12 protein-coding genes are annotated in these 17,513 nt (G+C 44.3%); all 12 read right to left on the bottom strand.

Annotated elements, in window-relative coordinates; translation table 11 throughout:
- Window positions 1-583: 583 nt before the first annotated feature.
- The 12 genes from F8N35_RS13020 to F8N35_RS12965 all read right to left on the bottom strand — a co-directional run bounded on the left by F8N35_RS13020 (window position 584) and on the right by F8N35_RS12965 (window position 17,512).
- The gene (locus F8N35_RS13020; RefSeq protein ID WP_293053802.1) at window positions 584-1,555 is read right to left on the bottom strand and encodes a glycoside hydrolase family 43 protein; all 972 of its coding nucleotides are present in this window, start codon (window positions 1,553-1,555) and stop codon (window positions 584-586) included.
- Between the two features lie 121 nt (window positions 1,556-1,676).
- Window positions 1,677-2,798, bottom strand: coding sequence for an endo-1,4-beta-xylanase (locus F8N35_RS13015; protein ID WP_293053799.1), 1,122 nt, complete (start codon window positions 2,796-2,798; stop codon window positions 1,677-1,679).
- 131 nt (window positions 2,799-2,929) lie between these two features.
- Window positions 2,930-4,387: an MFS transporter gene (locus F8N35_RS13010; RefSeq protein WP_293053796.1), complete on the bottom strand. Its 1,458-nt coding sequence runs from the start codon at window positions 4,385-4,387 to the stop codon at window positions 2,930-2,932.
- A gap of 309 nt (window positions 4,388-4,696) precedes the next feature.
- Window positions 4,697-6,631: a sialate O-acetylesterase gene (locus F8N35_RS13005; protein ID WP_293053793.1), complete on the bottom strand. Its 1,935-nt coding sequence runs from the start codon at window positions 6,629-6,631 to the stop codon at window positions 4,697-4,699.
- A gap of 75 nt (window positions 6,632-6,706) precedes the next feature.
- Window positions 6,707-7,564, bottom strand: coding sequence for a glycoside hydrolase family 9 protein (locus F8N35_RS13000; protein WP_293054576.1), 858 nt, complete (start codon window positions 7,562-7,564; stop codon window positions 6,707-6,709).
- 127 nt (window positions 7,565-7,691) lie between these two features.
- Complete coding sequence (locus F8N35_RS12995; RefSeq protein ID WP_293053790.1) at window positions 7,692-9,305, bottom strand: cellulase N-terminal Ig-like domain-containing protein; 1,614 nt, start codon at window positions 9,303-9,305, stop codon at window positions 7,692-7,694.
- Window positions 9,306-9,535: 230 nt separating this feature from the next.
- Window positions 9,536-10,642 carry a glycoside hydrolase family 43 protein gene (locus tag F8N35_RS12990; protein ID WP_293053787.1) on the bottom strand — a complete coding sequence of 369 codons (1,107 nt, stop codon included), beginning with the start codon at window positions 10,640-10,642 and terminating at the stop codon, window positions 9,536-9,538.
- Between the two features lie 129 nt (window positions 10,643-10,771).
- Window positions 10,772-11,971, bottom strand: a complete 1,200-nt coding sequence (locus F8N35_RS12985; protein WP_293053785.1) for an alpha/beta hydrolase-fold protein — start codon at window positions 11,969-11,971, stop codon at window positions 10,772-10,774.
- A 37-nt stretch (window positions 11,972-12,008) separates the two neighbouring features.
- Window positions 12,009-13,169 carry a glycoside hydrolase family 43 protein gene (locus tag F8N35_RS12980; RefSeq protein WP_293053782.1) on the bottom strand — a complete coding sequence of 387 codons (1,161 nt, stop codon included), beginning with the start codon at window positions 13,167-13,169 and terminating at the stop codon, window positions 12,009-12,011.
- 42 nt (window positions 13,170-13,211) lie between these two features.
- On the bottom strand, window positions 13,212-13,424 hold the full coding sequence (locus F8N35_RS12975; protein WP_293053780.1) for a hypothetical protein: 213 nt from the start codon (window positions 13,422-13,424) through the stop codon (window positions 13,212-13,214).
- Window positions 13,425-13,833: 409 nt separating this feature from the next.
- A complete protein-coding gene (locus F8N35_RS12970) occupies window positions 13,834-16,317 on the bottom strand; it encodes a glycoside hydrolase family 95 protein (protein WP_293053778.1) in 2,484 nt (827 codons plus the stop codon).
- Between the two features lie 31 nt (window positions 16,318-16,348).
- Complete coding sequence (locus F8N35_RS12965) at window positions 16,349-17,512, bottom strand: alpha/beta hydrolase-fold protein (protein ID WP_293053776.1); 1,164 nt, start codon at window positions 17,510-17,512, stop codon at window positions 16,349-16,351.
- Window position 17,513: the final 1 nt, after the last annotated feature.

The following is a 17,513-nucleotide window of genomic DNA, read 5'->3' as shown; positions in this document are numbered from 1 at the left end:
TAAGTTTGATTAAAAAGAATATATTAGTATAAAACATTGCTTTGTTTTTTATTTTTTAACTTAATGAATATATTGGCCATAAACCTACACCTAAGAGAAACATTAAAACATCATGATAACATCAGATACATCAGACAACAAAAGGATGGTTGTTGAATGAGAAGCCAAACCAAAATAATGATACGCAGTAATTGCTACGCTTCTGAATTATCAATGCGATACCAGAAAGAATTCTTTAGTCCTACTGGTGCTGAAGAAACCCTGTAGTGCCTTTTCAAATCTCAAGGAAACGTAACAATATTGTCTCTTTCCATCCTGACCTCAGATCCGACACTAATAAAGAACAATTGATTTAGAGTCATAAACTTCTGTCCGTTCAACATGAAAAAAAGTTATGCCTACTTCACAAAGCACGATGTTCCTGATTAATTCGAACTTTTAGTATATCCAGCTCTTCCACTTCTCACCAGTTTGAAAACCAGCTACCATTACAATTTTCTCTTCTATACCAACAAAAAAACGACAAACAACGATAAAATATCGTTATTTGCCGTTTTTATTTATGATAAAGAGTCCTACCCTTCTACGCCAATCCGTCAAGAGTAATAATTTTCCCTTCTGAGTCGTATTCGAGTTCTCTTACTTTCAGGCTGCGCAACCAGGTGCGACCACCCGATGGAACGCTGTCGTGATGGAACAAATACCATTTTCCTTTGAATTCGGCAATAGCATGATGAGTAGTCCAGCCCACTACCGGGGTGAGAATGACGCCCTGATAGGTAAACGGACCGTAAGGATTATCTCCGATAGCGTAACACAACAAATGAGTATCACCTGTAGAATAAGAGAAATAATATTTACCGTTGTAGCGGTGCATCCATGAAGCCTCAAAAAAGCGGCTTTCGGTTTGTCCTGCTTTCATCGGCGTTCCATCCTGATTAAGAATAACGACAGGGCGTGGTTCTTCTGCAAACCCAAGCATATCGTCCGTTAAACGTACTATTCTGGAAGGAAGAGCCAGCTCGTCTCCTTCTGGCAAATAAGCGCTCTCGAGTGCCTTGTTGTCTTTGTAGCGCTGTAATTGACCGCCCCACAAGCCTCCGAAATACATATAATGAGTACCGTCTGTATCTTCAAACACAGCAGGGTCGATGCTATAACTGCCGCGAATGGGATCGGGCTGTGGAACAAACGGACCTTCAGGTTTATCTGCAATAGCTACACCCAGACGGAAGATATCATTCTGGTCTTTCAGTGGGAAATACATGTAATACTTCCCGTTTTTGCAGGCTACATCACAATCCCACAACTGACGGCCGGCCCAAAGAATGTCGCTTACCTTCAGCACTACACCATGGTCAGTCACAGGTTCGTTTTCTATATCAGAGGTTGAGAAAACGTGATAATCATTCATATCGAAATGATCTCCGTTATCATTTTCCGGAATACCCGACTCACGGTCGTGTGACGGATAAATGTAGAGTTTACCATCAAAAACATGCACCGCCGGATCGGCCATAAAATCATTCTCAACTAAGTATTTAGGTTGTTTCATCTATATATAATTTTGATTTTAAAGGACAAATGGAATTGAATAAATCGGCTAAACTAACTCAATGTTACAATTACCGATAGTTATCGGACACCTTATTAGATGTATGTGCAACATGAATGTTTCACTTTTTCACTTTAGTTTTTTGCGCCATTTTAATCATTTCGTCCACTACGCTCTTACGCTGATTTTTACGGTCAAAGAGAAGCGGATAATCCATACGGCCACGAATAGGAAAGCCATTGAGCCACGTTCCGGCATCGTTCAATCCCCATACAGTAACACGATCTACCACGTCACTGTATTTTAAGAATAAGCCGAACATATCCAGTACGCGCTTGTTCCATTTTTGCTGAACATCGGCAGGAACTCCATCACGGTAAGGATCCATTTCTTTTGAATATTTGAAACTTGCAGAGATATTTGCTCCGTCATACGGACTTGGGAGAATGGAAACATCCCATTCGGTAATCAGAATATGTACGCCGGCAGCCTTGAGCTTCTTAAAGCTTGTTTCTGTAGCCTCCAGAGTAGGATTAACCATGTGCATGTGCGATTGCGAACCTACAGCATCGATACGGCAACCAGCAGCTTTCAGTTCTTTTACCAATTGAACAATGGCATCGCATTTTGCCGGAGTTTCAACATTATAATCGTTGTAATACAATTCGGCATTAGGATCGGCTTCGTGTGCAAACTGGAAAGCATATTTGATAAAGTCTTTACCCAAAATCTGGTAGAACTTGCTTTTACGGTATGTACCGTTATCTTCAAACGCCTCATTGACAACATCCCATCCTTTTACACGGCCTTTATATCTGCCAACAACCGCATAAATGTGCTGACGCATCCGTTCTTTCAACACTTCGGGAGAAACATCTTTCCCGCTATCGTTCACAAACATCCATCGTCCGATTTGCGAATGCCAGATAAGGCAGTGCCCCGTAACTGTCTGCTTGTTTTTTTCACCAAAAGCAACAAATTTATCTGCATCATCCCAAACATATTTGTTTTCCTGAGGATGAGTAGGTTGTGGCTTCATGCAATTTTCGGCAACTACTGCGCTGAATTCATTCGCTATCAAATCAGTTTCGACAGGATTAACACCATTCACTTGTTGCATATTAATTGCTACACCCATCAGAAATTTTCCTTTGGTAGCTTTGGCTAAAGTTTCTCTGGCCGACACGTTTGTTGATGCCAGAATAATCATCGCAATAATAGCGGAAATTGTTCTTGTTTTCATTGTTATCAGTTGTTTTGGTTATCGTTAGGGCGTTGTATTTCATATCAATCACGAATTCCATACCTAAAAAAAGTGCGAAATTCGTGATTAATATATTCTATAAAAAGACCAATATGAATTGTAATATGCAATTATTTTTCTACACGACGGGCTTTCAGGTCTGCTTCAATTTTAACCTCCATTTTTTTGTCAATCGCATAGAAGAAAAGCAAACCAACCCCAATCAAGAAGGGGATTGAAGGATACACACTCACAAGCATTCTGGCACCGGTAGCTACCGTTTCTGGTTGAAGTGCATGACCGGCAGCACCGCTTTCGTTAGGAACATATCCGTACAAATGCAGAATCCAGGTAACCAAAGCACCACCAATCGAAAGTCCGGCTTTAAGACCTACCATCATTGCAGAGAAGATAATTGCGGTTGCTCTGCGGTTTGTTTTCCATTCTGAAAAGTCGGCCACGTCGGCAATCATAGCCCAAAGCACCGGAACTGTGATTCCATAGAAGAAACCATGCAAAATTTGCGAACAGAACATTAAAGCCACGCTGGTTGGAGCAAAGAAGTAAAAAATCAGGATAAAGATGGTAGAGACAAACAAACCAAAACGATAAACATCACGTTTGCCATATTTATCAGCAAGTTTTTTCGACAGTCCGATACCAATCAACTGGAATACGATACCGCCACCGTTGAACAAGCCAAAACCTGTAGCTACAGGATCAGAACCCGAAATATTAATTCCCAAATGACTTAAGAGTGCCAATATAGGACTAATAAAGTTTGTCAGAGCCGTTTTATCTACATAATTATTAAAATAATAGACGTAAGATCCGCCCTTCATGGCAAGAGTAACAAAAATCAAAATGGTCAACGAGAGCATGATTAACCAGGGTTTGTTCTTAGTAAGGTCGGAAAGGTCTTCCTTTAGAGATGATTTTTGCTCTGCTGTAGGAACAATACGTTCTCTGGTTGTAAAGAAAGTTATGAGCAACATAATTGAACCCACAACCGCCAACCAGGTCATAACCGCTTCAATCCCGACTGCTTTATCTCCGTGGCCGGCATATTCTATGATAGGCAACATAAATACCTGAACAAAGAACTGTGCAAACATTACGGCAATAAAACGATAAGAAGATATACTGTTACGTTCGCTCATTTCACCGGTTAGCACACCGCTCAATGCCGAATATGGCAGGTTGCTGGATGCATACAGTAACAACAGGAACGTATAGGTAACAGCTGCGTAAATAAGTTTCCCTTTGTAGGAAAAGTGTGGAGTGGAAAATGCCAAAAATGCCACAACCCCGAGAGGAATAGCCGTGTACAGAATCCACGGTCTGAATTTACCCCATCTGGAGTTTGTTCTGTCAGCGAGGGCTCCAATAATCGGATTGAAGATAAATGCTGCAACTAAGCCTACAGCAAGCATAATGATTGACGCATCGGTATTTTTCAGACCATAAATATCAGTGTAAAAATACGCTAAATAGGTAATCAAAGTTTGGAAAACCAGATTGGCAGCCAAGTCACCAAGACTATAGCCAACCTTTTCAAATACAGACACTTTTTGAGATTTCAAATCCATGATATTAATTTAATTATTTGTATATAGTTTTTTATTCAACACTAAATTATTCTATCTAAATAAGTTCCGGGGAGACACATTCAAAAATGCTCTGTATCTTTAACAAAGACAGAACATTCGACTCCATTCATCGCATCCAAAATAAACGGAAACAGGCAAAATACTCAAAGACTACAAAAATGCCCAAAAATAATGGTTCTGGCTTTTTATTTTGAGTAATTCAGTTTCGATTTTGAATAATTTTCAACAGAAGAAAAGAATAACGTAACCTCTTTCTGTACGAACTTCCATCTCCATCAAAAACCTCTTTCAATACAGCTCACTTGTCCTGAACGGAGATGCAGGAAGACCTTCCTTGTTGTACAGGTTAGCTCCTTCCGGATTATTGCTCCAGGCATACCGCACCGCTACAGGCTGAGTTACTTTATTATTGCTGACAATAACTGTATTGTCCACAATATGTGCTTCGGCAGTCAAATAGTTGCCATCTTTTCCGCAAATTTCAAAACAATTCAATGTTTTTCCGTTCTTTGCAACGAGACCACTTCCGGCATTTGTAAAGCTCAGAATCACCTGATTACCTGCAATTTTCAGCATGCGGTAAATCGGTCCCAAATATACAATTTTATTCTCACCGTAAGCTATTTTTCGGGCGGCTAATGCCAGACGATACCCTAAATCTCTTTTATTCAACGGGTGAATATCATTCCACTCACCGAGGTCGATGCTGACAGCCATACCGGTATTGGGCACTACAGAAAGCGTTTTAAGCTGTGTTTCGCGCAAGTAGGCCCAGTCATATTTGGTGCTCTCGGTATTCACTTCGACAAAATTGGGCAATTGCGCATAAATAAAGGGGAAATCGCCCTGCTGCCACTGATTCCGCCAGTCGCTTATCAACGTTTTGAACAGAGAAAAATGCTCGAAAGCCTTGCTGGTATTCGATTCTCCCTGATACCACAGAACACCTTTGATACGATAATTCAGCATTGGAGCAAGCATACTGTTGAAAAGCGCTGTCGGAATTTTACCGGTAAACAAACGCTCTTCCAAAGGATCGACAACGAAACCGGCTTTATATTTCCAGTCGCCCTCCAGATTAATGGTTTGTCCGCCGGCGGTCAATTCGTATTTTTTGCCGGGAACAAAACCTCCGTGCCGTATGTAGTTGATTATTCTGACAACAATCGTATTGCTTCCTTCATGCAAAACGCCCTCCGGTATTTTGTAGTTTCGCTCCGAATATTGTGATCCTATGCCACCGATAAAACGCCCGTTGATAAAGACGGAATCGGCATCCACGATCCGGCCCAACCGGATATTTGCGGCTTTTCCGGCCATAGATGACGGCACTTCAATCTCTCGTCTAAACCAAAACACACCGTTTTCGGCACCAAACTTACCTTCCGGCCAATATCCCGGAACATGCATAGTTGCCCAGTCGGAGGTATTCAATTTCGGGTCCGTCCATGCCAGTTCGTTTTTATACCCTGCATCATTTTGGCGCAACGTACGATTCCAGTTTACAATCCTATCATTATCCTGACGGTTGATCTTTTTCATCCACTCCGGATCTTTAAACCGCAACGCATCTTCGTAATATTTCGGGAACGCTTTGATGGCATCTTCGCTAATCCAGGCTTCTGCAGCAGAACCTCCCAGAGAAGCATTAATCAAACCAATTGGCACTTTATAGATTCGGTACAGGTTCAAAGCAAAATAGTAACCTGCAGCGGTAAACATGCGCAGGTTTTGAGGCGAAGAGCTTTTCCATTGTCCGGACTTGTAGTCGGTATCGCGCCCGTCGAAACGGTATCCCGACGGGACATAAAACTGCCGTATGAATGGATTCCCCGACTGCGCAATATCATCGGGATAGACCGTGGTCAATGTTCCCATGGAGAATCCCATATTGGATTGCCCGGAGCATACCCACACATCTCCAACAGCAATATCCCTGACGGTTACAGAGTTATTCCCGTCTATTTGCATGGTGTAGGGACCGCCAACTTTAAGATCGGAAAGTATGATGCTCCATTCTCCCTGCTCATTTGCGACTGTGTGATAGGTGGCTCCGATAAAATTCAACGTTATTTTTTCGCCTCCGGAAGCCCAGCCCCAGATTTTCACTTTGGCATTTCGTTGCAATACCATCCCGTCGCTAATCAGTTTTGGCAACTTCACATCTCCGTAAGCAGATACATAAACTAAAAGTACGGCTAAGATTAATAATTTGAATTTCATTTTGTTTCTATTTGAGTCTATAAAATGAGACCGACAGAAGAACTGCTTTACGCTATCGCGCTCACTAAAATACATTTATTGCTGCAGCAGATGATCAACCAAAGCTGCAAGGTAAATATAACCGGCACAACCATCGACCACCACTTCATTTTCATACCAAATAAACGGCCAGTCTTCTTTATTTTCGTAAAAATCGGGTTTGATAAGGTAATTTCCTGGCACCATTCCGCCGGGAATAGAGGTGAAGTCGGCACGATTGTTACCATAAGTGACCCGTTTGGAATTGACACCCACTCCGGAAACAAACGAGATACTGGATGCCGGATGACATCCCAAAATATAGTTCAATCCGCGGATAGCATACTCCTTGCTGATAATATCGGGAAAGTACTGGTACAGTTTCGCATTATTCAGCGACCAGTCGACAATGGAGAAATTACTCCCGGGAGAATAGAACCCACCCTGCCCCAGAGGCACTCCATAAGGATTCTTTGCAATCAAAGCATCCAACTCTTTTTTTGTGTTCTGAGCAATCGCCCTCAGGTCGTTTTTGTATTCTTCGCCCATGAAAGGAATGGCCTTCAACAAAGTTCGGACAGAGCTTGCTCCGAAGGACATTCGCTGCGAACCTCCACCAAGACTCTTTTTTACTTCCGGCCATATTTTAGCAAGAAAATCGGAATATTTTTTGTCTTTGGTCGCCAACAGCAGTTCAATCGTCAGCGTAGCTTCCTGACCAACAGACATCGATCTCATAAAAGCCGGAGAAAAATCCGGGATATCGGTTTCGACCGGCGTTTCCTGCTTGTTCAAAACATTGTCGTTCCATACTTTCTGCGCCGTAGCCAAACATTCGGAAGAGAGGCTATCGTTATACGATTTCAAGGCACGGCTGGCAGCGGCCAATGCGGTGGCGGAACCGACATCGCCCATCGGACTGTGGCTCGTAAATGCCCAACGGTCATCCATCGTTCCGGAGGTGAAACCGTCTTTCTGGAAAGGTTTGAGGTTCGGATTATATACCAAGCCGTCAGTCAGGTTTCCGGCATCGCCAATCATATCATATTGCCAGAGGTGGGGTTGTACAATACCGCGGATAGAGTGGCCGAATGCACGAAACTGAGCCATCAGCGCCAGCGTTCCGTGTTCGATCTGTTGCAACACCATCGGGATGATGAATGGCGACATATTTGCGTTCTTTGTTGACCATGGTTTCATCATGATTCAGTTTCAGATCTTCCCATGCGCTCACCAAATATCCGATCACAGTGTTGTGCGATCCTGTCTGAATATCAAAATCTCCGGCATCAAACCATCCTCCGATATTCAATCCCGGAATATGTTCGTAAGGTTTGTATTTGGTTTCGGTGGAATGTCCCATCCGGTAACCATCATGAATCAGCGTATCGGTAGGTGCCTGAAGCGCATCATCCTGATGCGGATTGCCATGCCATACACGGTAAGCCTCTTTCACAAACATGTGATCCATTTGCACCGGCAACCAGGTATCGAGCGTAGGGTGCCAGATGTTGGCATACACATCTTTGCCGATGGGGAAAGGATCGGAACTGTAGTTGCCATATTTGATTTGATAAATACCCGTTCCTTTGACGGAAGAGAAATCGAAACGAAGGTAATTGTAACGCAGAAATTTACCCCAGTTGAACAGGTTCCCATCAAGAACTTTCTCCTGAGCTCCGTTTTCGTTCATCCGGTACAACGAGGCTGTAGCAAGCGCTTTGTCGTTGGGATCGATTTCAATTACAGCCACCTTCTGCTGGTCAGGATAATATCCCACCTGCGAATGAGAGATTACCGGTTCTTTCACCCAGTTGGCGATGCTGTTGGGAGTAAACATCCATTGCACTACGGTGCCGGTTTTGCCGGCTGGAATAAGTTCGCGCACCACATACCATCCGTTAGGAGCGAGGTTTCGACCGTCCAACAGGCTAATCTGACTGGTAAGCGATTCGACAGAAACCAGCGATTTAGGATCGTCGGGCGAAAGAGTCAGCTTTTTACCCGAAGCAAGTGGAGCAACCTTCGCATAAGTATCGCCGAAGCGTTCGTTGGTCAACAGGTTGTTGAACTGCGGAATCTTTTCAGAGAAGGCATCGGCTACCGTCGGACCGGCAGCTACTACGGGACAAATACCGGTTTTCTGATCCATCAGATAGGTTTTCCTGAAATAGGTGGCCGGCAAAAATTCGATATTCATGCCGGCTTTTCCCTCCAGTTTTTTAGGTAACGGTTTGTCGAGCGTAACGGTAATAAGACATCCGTTTCCTCTCCCTTCCACTTTAATTTTGCTGGTAAAATCATACTCTTTGTAGTAGAGTGTGATCGAGACCGAATTGCTTTTGGTATCGACGGTTCGGTTAGTTGCCGTTGGAACCAAATCCCACTGTTCGGGTGTAGGGCTGAGGCGGACAGCACCGCCGGTTACGGTACGCACACCATGTTGTATCATCTCTATCCCATTGACCTTCTCATCAAAAAAACCACCCGCATTGTACGAGTCGTTGTAAATCATCAGATCGACGCCCCGTTTTTTGAATACGCCCAAATCGTTCAGCTGAAAGGCACTCTGCTGGCTATAACCGAAAGCTGTTGACAGTGCCACAGCTACCACAACATGCAGAATTTTCTTGAGTTTATGGCTTGTGCTAAACATGGGATAATGGTATTAAATCGGTTGTGCACAACATTTTAGATATGATGCTATTTATATTTCTTGTTTTTTAGTATTTGACCTCTCCCCAACCCCTCTCCCGAAGAGAGGGGCTTTACATCTGGATTAGTGAGTCTTATCTCATATTTTTACTGTCGTATTCCTCCTCTCCTTGAGAGAGGAGGTTAGGAGGAGAGGTCGGAATATAACAGTATTAATCAATTTCGATCTTTCTATTTCTGATCGAGAGCTATTTTCCAATGGTCGGCCACGGCTTTCAGTTCTGCTTTTGTGAGGTAAGTGACGGCACCGTGTTTGGGACTTTTGAAATTAGTCGTTTTCATCTCGCCTTCGTTGAAATGACCGATATTTTTGAAATGAACAAAATCGGTGGTTTCGCTGAATCCCATGTTACTTGGGCGGGCACCATACACATCATACATCAACACGTATGTGTCGGTTCCGAGACGGCGGAAAAGGTTGGGAGCTTCGGTCGATACCTTTTCGGGATCGATACGGCCACCTTCGACTTTATAATCACCGTTGATCTTATTAGAAACAGCATGTAGCACTTTGGCATCGTTTACGTAAAAGAGTTGGTAGTTATTCCCCACCTTGGTGATATCGCCATCCAAACCGTCAATGCCGGTAATTTGTTTGGGTGTGGTTTCGAGTTTTGTAAAATCGGCATTAGCATAGGAGTAGTAAAGATGACAAGATTTGTTGTTATAACGAATCGTGAAATAGACCATCATTTTCTTGGCAACAGGATCGTAAACGGTTTCGGGAGCCCACGAGCAGTCGATGTCGCCAAGCTCGGGAAACGCTTTATCGACGCGAAAATCGGAATGCGACCAATGGATCAGATCGTACGATTTCATGAGTACCAACGCCCGGTTATTCCCCCATCCGTATTTTTCGGCAGGACGTTCAAATTCGGTATCGCGAAAACCAGCGCGTTTGCCAAAGATATGCAGGTCGGTCATGGCCAGATAAAAGGCTCCATCGGGGCCACGGGTGATATGCGGATCGCGTACGCCTTTTTGTTCTGCCAGTTGGGAGCCGATAAATACAGGCTTACCTCCGTTCACATCCGTAAAAGTGTATCCGTCGGGACTGATGGCCATGTAGGCCGACTGATCCTGATCTTTGAAATAAACCAGCAGGTAACCTGCCAGATCTTTCTCGTTGAACTTTTTCTGTTTTAATGGCTTTTGTGCCTTGGGGACAATAACAATTCCGGTTTGCGGAGCGGAAGCTTTTTCCTGTGCAAAACCCGGAAGTGAAAAGAGGATGCTCAGTAAAGCAATCGAAAAGAGGGAGAAGTAATGTTTTACCATTGTGTCTGTATTAGAGATGTTGATGATCGCCGTATAAGATCGGCTGTTGTTTCAAAAGGAATAAGTTGATAGAGATGATCCTTTCGGACACTCGTTCATTCAACTTATTCCTCTTTTCGGTGGGATTATTTATTTAAACAATCTGGAAGCAAATTCATTGAGAGCACGTCTCCATGTCAGCCATTCGTGAGCAGTTCCCTGCGATTCGTGGAAAACAACCTTAATCCCGTGTTCTTTGAGTGCATCTACAGCAGCTTTCGGACTGTTTTCTGCGGTTCCGGTACTGATAAAGAGCAAGTGCATTTTGTCGTTGAAAGCCTTAGCATCTTTGAAAACACCATTGAACGAAGTTTCAACCTGCGTTTTCATATCGGGAGCCGGAGCTGCATTGTTGCCACCCATTCTCATGCCCATAAAGAAACCACTAAAAGTACCCATCCATGCAAATTTATCCATGTTGGGAAATACCGTAGAAGTTGTTTGTCCTCCTCCTCTTGATAAACCAGCCATAGCGCGGTGGTCACGATCAGCCTGAGTGCGGAATGTCTTTTCAATAAACGGCATCAGGTCTTTCACATAGATTTGAGTAACATCGTTGGTTGCAGCTTTGCGCACATCCGGGTTGGTTTTAATATCGCCGCTTTCCATTACCACAATCATCGGAACAGCCTTTTTAGCAGCAATCAGCCCATCCATGATGTTGCCCATGTGACCTTGATTCGACCAGCCATTTTCGTCTTCGCCCCAACCATGAAGCAGGTACAGAACCGGATATTTCTTGGTCGGATTTTGTTCGTACTCAGCCGGCACATAAACATTCACGTGACGTTCCAGTCCGTTGAGTTCCGACCAGTAATACAAAGAACGGATCTGTCCGTGAGAAATGTTTTTATTGAAACGGTAATAGTCGCCTTCCGGTCCTTCGGGAATCTCAACACCCGACGATTTCCAGTTGCTTCCAAAATAAGCGTCGGTGTTGCGGTCCATCACCGGCACTCCATCGATGAGTACTGCATAATAGTGAAACCCTACGACCTGAGGATCGGAAGTGCATGTCCACATACCCTTTTCGTCCTTCACCATGTCGTATTTTTTGTTGCACAAATCGATCTGTACTTTTTGAGCAGTAGGTGCATTGACACGAAACATCACCTGACGTGTAGTGGCATTGACGGCCGGATACTGCGCCAGAAAGATATTGGTTGCACTCGGTTTGAATCCTTCGGGAAGCGTTTCTTCCTGCGGACCACGTTGTTGAATACCGGCAAACTGAGCCGATACTATGGCACACATAACCAATGCTACCATCAAAAATGTGATTCTTTTCATGATTATAACTCAATTAAAAGGTTAATATGATAATAAATTAAAGATATCTGTTACCTAATACAAGTTTATCGCCCGAGTCGTCGACCTCCCATATCTGAGGTTTACGCGGACCATTTCCTTCTGCATGATGAACAATGTACAATCGTTTTCCTTCAAAGGTGGTAAATAACATCCCGTGACCGGAGTTATCGCCTTTGAATGCCTCCATCGCGTGTACCCACGGACCTTTTATGCTACCAGAGGTTGAATAGGAAATGCCTTGTGCGTACCGGTGTTCGCCCCAGCTCGACCACAACATTCCCAGTTTGCCGGTTTTGGTGCGGAACATTTCGGGTCCATCTGTCACCCAGCCGGGCATTTTGAGTCCAAAAGTAGCTTCGCCGATGCTGTTCATCTCTTTCGACCATGGTGCGGCACTGGCGCGAAACATAGTAGTGGGCTCGGCTGTCCGACGCGTTAAGTCTTTCGATAGCGGAATGTAGTCCATTGTGCCGTCGATAAGTTGTGTCCATTCGTGGACAAAAACCATGTATGCGGTGCCGTTCTCTTCATAGAGTGTTCCATCGATTATATCCCAGTTTTCGGGGCCAAGGCAAAATTCGTGTTCGGCCACCAACGGTTTGTACGGACCTTCGGGCGAGTCGGCCACCAACAGTTGCGTTTGGTTGCGCGGTACGTTGTAACGGAGAGGCACATATTCGATCAGGTGGTTGTGATCGCTCCACGTGCCGGCGTAATAATATTTATCGCCAATACGATGAATTTCGGCGGCTGCAACAAAAAGACCGTCCATCCAGGTGCCCGACAGATCGATAATAGAATAGGGTCCTGTCCACATTTTCAAGTCTTTGCTTTTGTACAACCGGCCGCCGGTTCCGGTAAGATAATATGTATGGCTCTTTTCGTCGGGGAAAATATATGGATCGCTCATGGAGATTTGTTCCAGTGCCACCGTTTCTATTTTTGGTTCAGGCCGCGGCGTCATGGGTCTTCTGGCTGGTCTTGGTGTGCCTGTAGCAGGGAGCATTCCTCCAAAATTTCGTTGACCCGGATCTGCAGGAGGAGCCTGTTTGCCGGGAACAATTTCACTCCGGATTTCCGACTGATCGTGTTGTTGAGCCGTGGCGACTCCCTGAATTGTCGTAAGCGACAGCGCAATCAACAGAAAGACTGTCCTTATGTTTTTCAAGCGTATCATGGTTAAGTATATGCAATAAATTAGTTTGTATATTGATAGGGTTCAAGCGACTCGAAGCCACGCATTCCTTAGAAGATCGTTGGTGGGTTTGTTGGTTCGGATCATTCCAAATCCTTTTGAACCCGGCAGGGAGGAAATAGTTACTGTATGAATCTGCTGATTTTTAACTACAGGCTGTGAATTGTTTTCCGAAGTCTGTACCATCATAACCGACGGCAAAACGGCGGGCATGACAAGAATAAAGGACTTCTTCATGAATTTTCAAGATTAATTAAAATGCTAAATATGTGTGACATACAAGCATTTTCAACAAAATAATTATATACTAATGACCAAATGTAAGTAAAAAAACAATCCGTTATAACGCTGGGTTCTGTTTTTTTTCAGTCCCGTCACTACAGGTTGACGACGTTATTGTACAATTTAAAATTGCGGATCAAATTCCGAGGATCATTTTCTTACGGTTCTATCGACAGCACTACCGTAGAATTGAACTTTAAGGTGAAGATACCTTACGGGTAAAACCTTCCTGCTTTTGAGTTTTCAATCGAAAATATGATTTCTCTATTCAAGAAAACCGGTAAAGTATCACTGCGTTGCAGAGAATACCTTGCCCGGTTTTGTAGAATCTATTCCCCGTTATGCAGGAATCATATTTTGGCTCTTAATTCTGCTTTTTGACTGTCAGAACATCACCCTTCTTCATCAAAACATCATACTCAAATATCTTTTTCATCTCACTTTGTGACAGTGCCGTTGTGGCATGTACGATAGGAGTGAGAATATTCGGAACATCGTAAAATGGATTCGGATTGTTGCCGTTTGCTTTTTTCAGCCCGGCTCCGGTTAACGGAACGTATGATCTCAGACGGCAGTTACCATCGATCGAAGCTTTTACTGTAGCGTCAGCAAGCTCTCCCTTTGCCCATTTCATATCAACTTCAAAACCACCCTTTGCCCTGAGGCCCTTTACACTTCCGACGCTCCATCCTGTCGGTAAAGCCGGTAACAGTTGTATAGCTCCGTCGTAACTTTGCAGCAACATTTCTGTGATTCCAGACGTACAGCCAAAATTACCGTCAATCTGGAACGGTGGATGCGAATCGAATAAGTTAGGATAGGTGCCTCCTTTTTGTCTGCCACCTGGTTGAATGGCAGGAGTTAACTGATCGGTTATCAGTTTGTAGGCATGATTCCCGTCGAGCAGGCGTGCCCACCAGTTTACCTTCCAACCCATAGACCAACCCGTAGATTCGTCACCGCGGGCAATCAGAGAAGTTTTGGCAGCTTCGAACAACGCCGGCGTTCTGTAAGGAGATATTTGACCGGAAGGGAAAAGTCCATATAAATGAGAAACATGACGGTGATTATCTTTAGGATTATCCCAGTCGTACATCCATTCCTGCAACTGACCCCATTTACCGATTTGCATCGGAGCAAGGCGGCTCATTGTTGCTTTAATTTTTGCCACCATCTCATTATCAACCTTCAACGTTTCTGCCGCCTTTACGGTAATATTGAAAATATCGAATACCAATTGATTGTCCATGGTTGTTCCTGCCGAGATAGAATAATCGGGATGATCTGTCGGAGCATTTTCAGGAGAAACTGACGGAGATATCACCAACCATTTAGTTTTAGGTTCTTCTACCAGAAAATCGAGGAAGAACTGCGCAGCTCCTTTGATGACGGGATAAACCGTTTTGAGATATTCCTTGTTGCCACTGTATTCGTACTTATAAAACAAATGTTGCGACATCCATGCGCTTCCCATCGGCCACATTCCCCAGAAAGCACCGTCAACTGGACCGTTGATACGCCAAATGTCAGTATTGTGATGCAACACCCAACCATTGGCTCCATACATATCTTTAGCTGTCTGCTGACCGGTTTGCGAAAGCTCTTTCACCATCTGAATCAGAGGTTCGTTCATTTCGGTCAGATTGGTCGGTTCGGAAGGCCAGTAATTCATCTCGGTATTGATATTCACTGTATATTTGCTGTCCCATGCCGGCATCAGCTGATCGGCCCAGATACCCTGTAGGTTCGCAGGCTGACCGCCGGGACGGGAAGAAGAAATCAGTAAATAGCGACCAAACTGGAAGTACAATGCCACAAACTGAGGATCGTTGCCCTTGGCAAACTGTGCCAACCGAACATCCGTCGGATTTTTTGCTGCATCGGTAGTTCCGAGATCGAGGCTTACGCGATTGAAATATTTCTGAAAATCTGCCACATGAGCCTTAAGCATCGCTTCATAATTCTTTTTCAATGCTTTTTGCAGATAATTATCGACTCTCGCGCCGGCATCGGCAGTAATATCTTGATAATTATTGAAATTGCTGGCCATAGAAATGTAGATGGTAACCACATTGGCATTGGCAATATTCAAAGTCGAATCCGTTGCTGATACAGCACCACCATCAGTGATAATTTTTACTTTTGCCTCAAATTTCACTCCTCCTTTTACCGTTTCCTGATCGCTGGTAATACCTGTCAACACCAGTTCGTTTTTACCGTTGGTTTTTACAGAGCAGGTTGGAACGCGGTCCCTTCCGGTGGGGCGATCCATTGACGCCGTAAAACTGATAGCACCCCGTTTATCGGCTGTAATCCGTTCAACAATTACCTGATCGGGAAACGAAGAAAATGTTTCCGTTTTGAAGTTAACGCCGTTACTGGTATAACGTGATGAGGTAACTGCTCTTGCCAAATCAAGTTCGCGGTAATAACCTGTATAGTTGTTGTTGCCCGGAGCACTCAGTCGGAGATTTCCTACCGTCTGATAGGACATTCCATGAGAAGTTTTACTGATGAAATTTTGATTGACAAGATCCTGCGCTTCTTTATATTTTCCCTCAAAAATAAGTTTCCGGACTTCGCTCAATGAAGCTTTGGCATTCGGATTATCATTCCGGTTGGGACTCCCCGCCCAGACGGTATTTTCATTCAGCTGAATCGTTTCCTTCGCCGGATCTCCAAAAACCATCGCTCCCAAACGACCATTTCCGACCGGCAGAGCTTCCACCCACTGTTTGGCAGGTTTATCATACCACATAACCAGCTTATTCTGCTGAGCTTGTACCCATTGCACCGAGAGACACATGCTCAATGCAACACAAAAAAAACTTACTTTAAAGAGTCTCATTTTCAATATTTTATTGATTACACCATTTCACTCATTTAAAAACTCTTGAGGCAAAGTCGTGCAAGGATTTGCGCCAGACCTGCCACTCGTGATCGCCGGGGAACGAGGCAAACTGTACCCTCAGTCCGCTATCCTGAAATTTCTTCACCTCCTTTTTGGTAAACTCAAAACGGGGATCCTGTTCGCCCACAGAGACGTAAAACAGCTTCAATTTCTGATTAAACGATTTTGAGTTGCTCAGCAAGCCCGGAATTTCTTTATCTGCATCAAACACTTTCCCGTTCGGGTTGGCGATGCCGCCGAAGATTCCCGAACTGAAAACACCGACAGAGGAAAAGCAATCGAGACTGCCCAATCCCACGTAAAAAGCCTGACCACCGCCCATCGAAAGGCCGCATAACGCACGGTGATTGACATCGGCCAGTGTACGGTAGGTCTTGTCGATGAAAGGAACGATATTTTTCGTCATTTCTTCTTTGAACGCAGCCATCGCTGCATTACTATACCCGCCTCCACCTTTACCGGTTGTTACATTTCCGTTAGAAATCACCACAATCATTGGTTTGGCTTTGCCTTCGGCAATCAGGTTGTCGAGGATTATATCCGTTTTGCCCTGCACTGCCCAGCCGCGTTCGTCCTCTCCGCCTCCATGCTGAATGTATACCACCGGATATTTTACTTTTGCATTAACATCGTATCCGGCAGGAGTATAAACAAACAATCTGCGCCAACTGTTGGTTACCTTCGAGAAGTAGTATTGGGAACTAAGAGCACCGTGCGGAACATCTTTTACTTCGTAAAAACCGGCACCTTTTTCAGGAATATCGATTGCGCTGGCCATGCGTCCCATGCCGTAAAACGTTTCGCTGGCAGGATCAACGACCTTAACGCCGTCAATAACCAACGAATAATAGTGAAACCCGGGAACCTGAGGAGCCGTGGTAACCGTCCAGAAACCCTGATCGTCTTTGGTCATATCGTACAGTTTTCCCAAATCGATCTGCACCTTTTTCGCGTCGGGCGCTTTAATTTTGAAGACTACGCTCAGGTTGTCCAAAATACGCGGATATTCGACACCGGCAATATTGGTTACCGCCGGTTTGCCGGGGTTCACCTCTTGCGCACTGACCTTTCCGATCAGCAAAATCATCAGGATGAAGAACAACACTGCTGTTGTGATAAATTTCTGGATCATA

The sequence above is a fragment of the Paludibacter sp. genome (genome assembly GCF_009712605.1).
Taxonomy (GTDB): Bacteria; Bacteroidota; Bacteroidia; order Bacteroidales; family Paludibacteraceae; genus Microbacter.
This window is presented reverse-complemented; position numbering and strand designations above follow the sequence as displayed.

What these genes read in the sequence shown, in the direction of transcription:
- F8N35_RS13000 (WP_293054576.1), bottom strand. Translation starts at nt 7,564, where the DNA reads ATGGGCGATGTCGGTTCCGCCACCGCATTGGCCGCTGCCAGCCGTGCC.
- F8N35_RS12990 (WP_293053787.1), bottom strand. Translation starts at nt 10,642, where the DNA reads ATGGTAAAACATTACTTCTCCCTCTTTTCGATTGCTTTACTGAGCATC.
- F8N35_RS12965 (WP_293053776.1), bottom strand. Translation starts at nt 17,512, where the DNA reads ATGATCCAGAAATTTATCACAACAGCAGTGTTGTTCTTCATCCTGATG.
- F8N35_RS12975 (WP_293053780.1), bottom strand. Translation starts at nt 13,424, where the DNA reads ATGAAGAAGTCCTTTATTCTTGTCATGCCCGCCGTTTTGCCGTCGGTT.
- F8N35_RS12980 (WP_293053782.1), bottom strand. Translation starts at nt 13,169, where the DNA reads ATGATACGCTTGAAAAACATAAGGACAGTCTTTCTGTTGATTGCGCTG.
- F8N35_RS13010 (WP_293053796.1), bottom strand. Translation starts at nt 4,387, where the DNA reads ATGGATTTGAAATCTCAAAAAGTGTCTGTATTTGAAAAGGTTGGCTAT.
- F8N35_RS12995 (WP_293053790.1), bottom strand. Translation starts at nt 9,305, where the DNA reads ATGTTTAGCACAAGCCATAAACTCAAGAAAATTCTGCATGTTGTGGTA.
- F8N35_RS13005 (WP_293053793.1), bottom strand. Translation starts at nt 6,631, where the DNA reads ATGAAATTCAAATTATTAATCTTAGCCGTACTTTTAGTTTATGTATCT.
- F8N35_RS12970 (WP_293053778.1), bottom strand. Translation starts at nt 16,317, where the DNA reads ATGAGACTCTTTAAAGTAAGTTTTTTTTGTGTTGCATTGAGCATGTGT.
- F8N35_RS12985 (WP_293053785.1), bottom strand. Translation starts at nt 11,971, where the DNA reads ATGAAAAGAATCACATTTTTGATGGTAGCATTGGTTATGTGTGCCATA.
- F8N35_RS13020 (WP_293053802.1), bottom strand. Translation starts at nt 1,555, where the DNA reads ATGAAACAACCTAAATACTTAGTTGAGAATGATTTTATGGCCGATCCG.
- F8N35_RS13015 (WP_293053799.1), bottom strand. Translation starts at nt 2,798, where the DNA reads ATGAAAACAAGAACAATTTCCGCTATTATTGCGATGATTATTCTGGCA.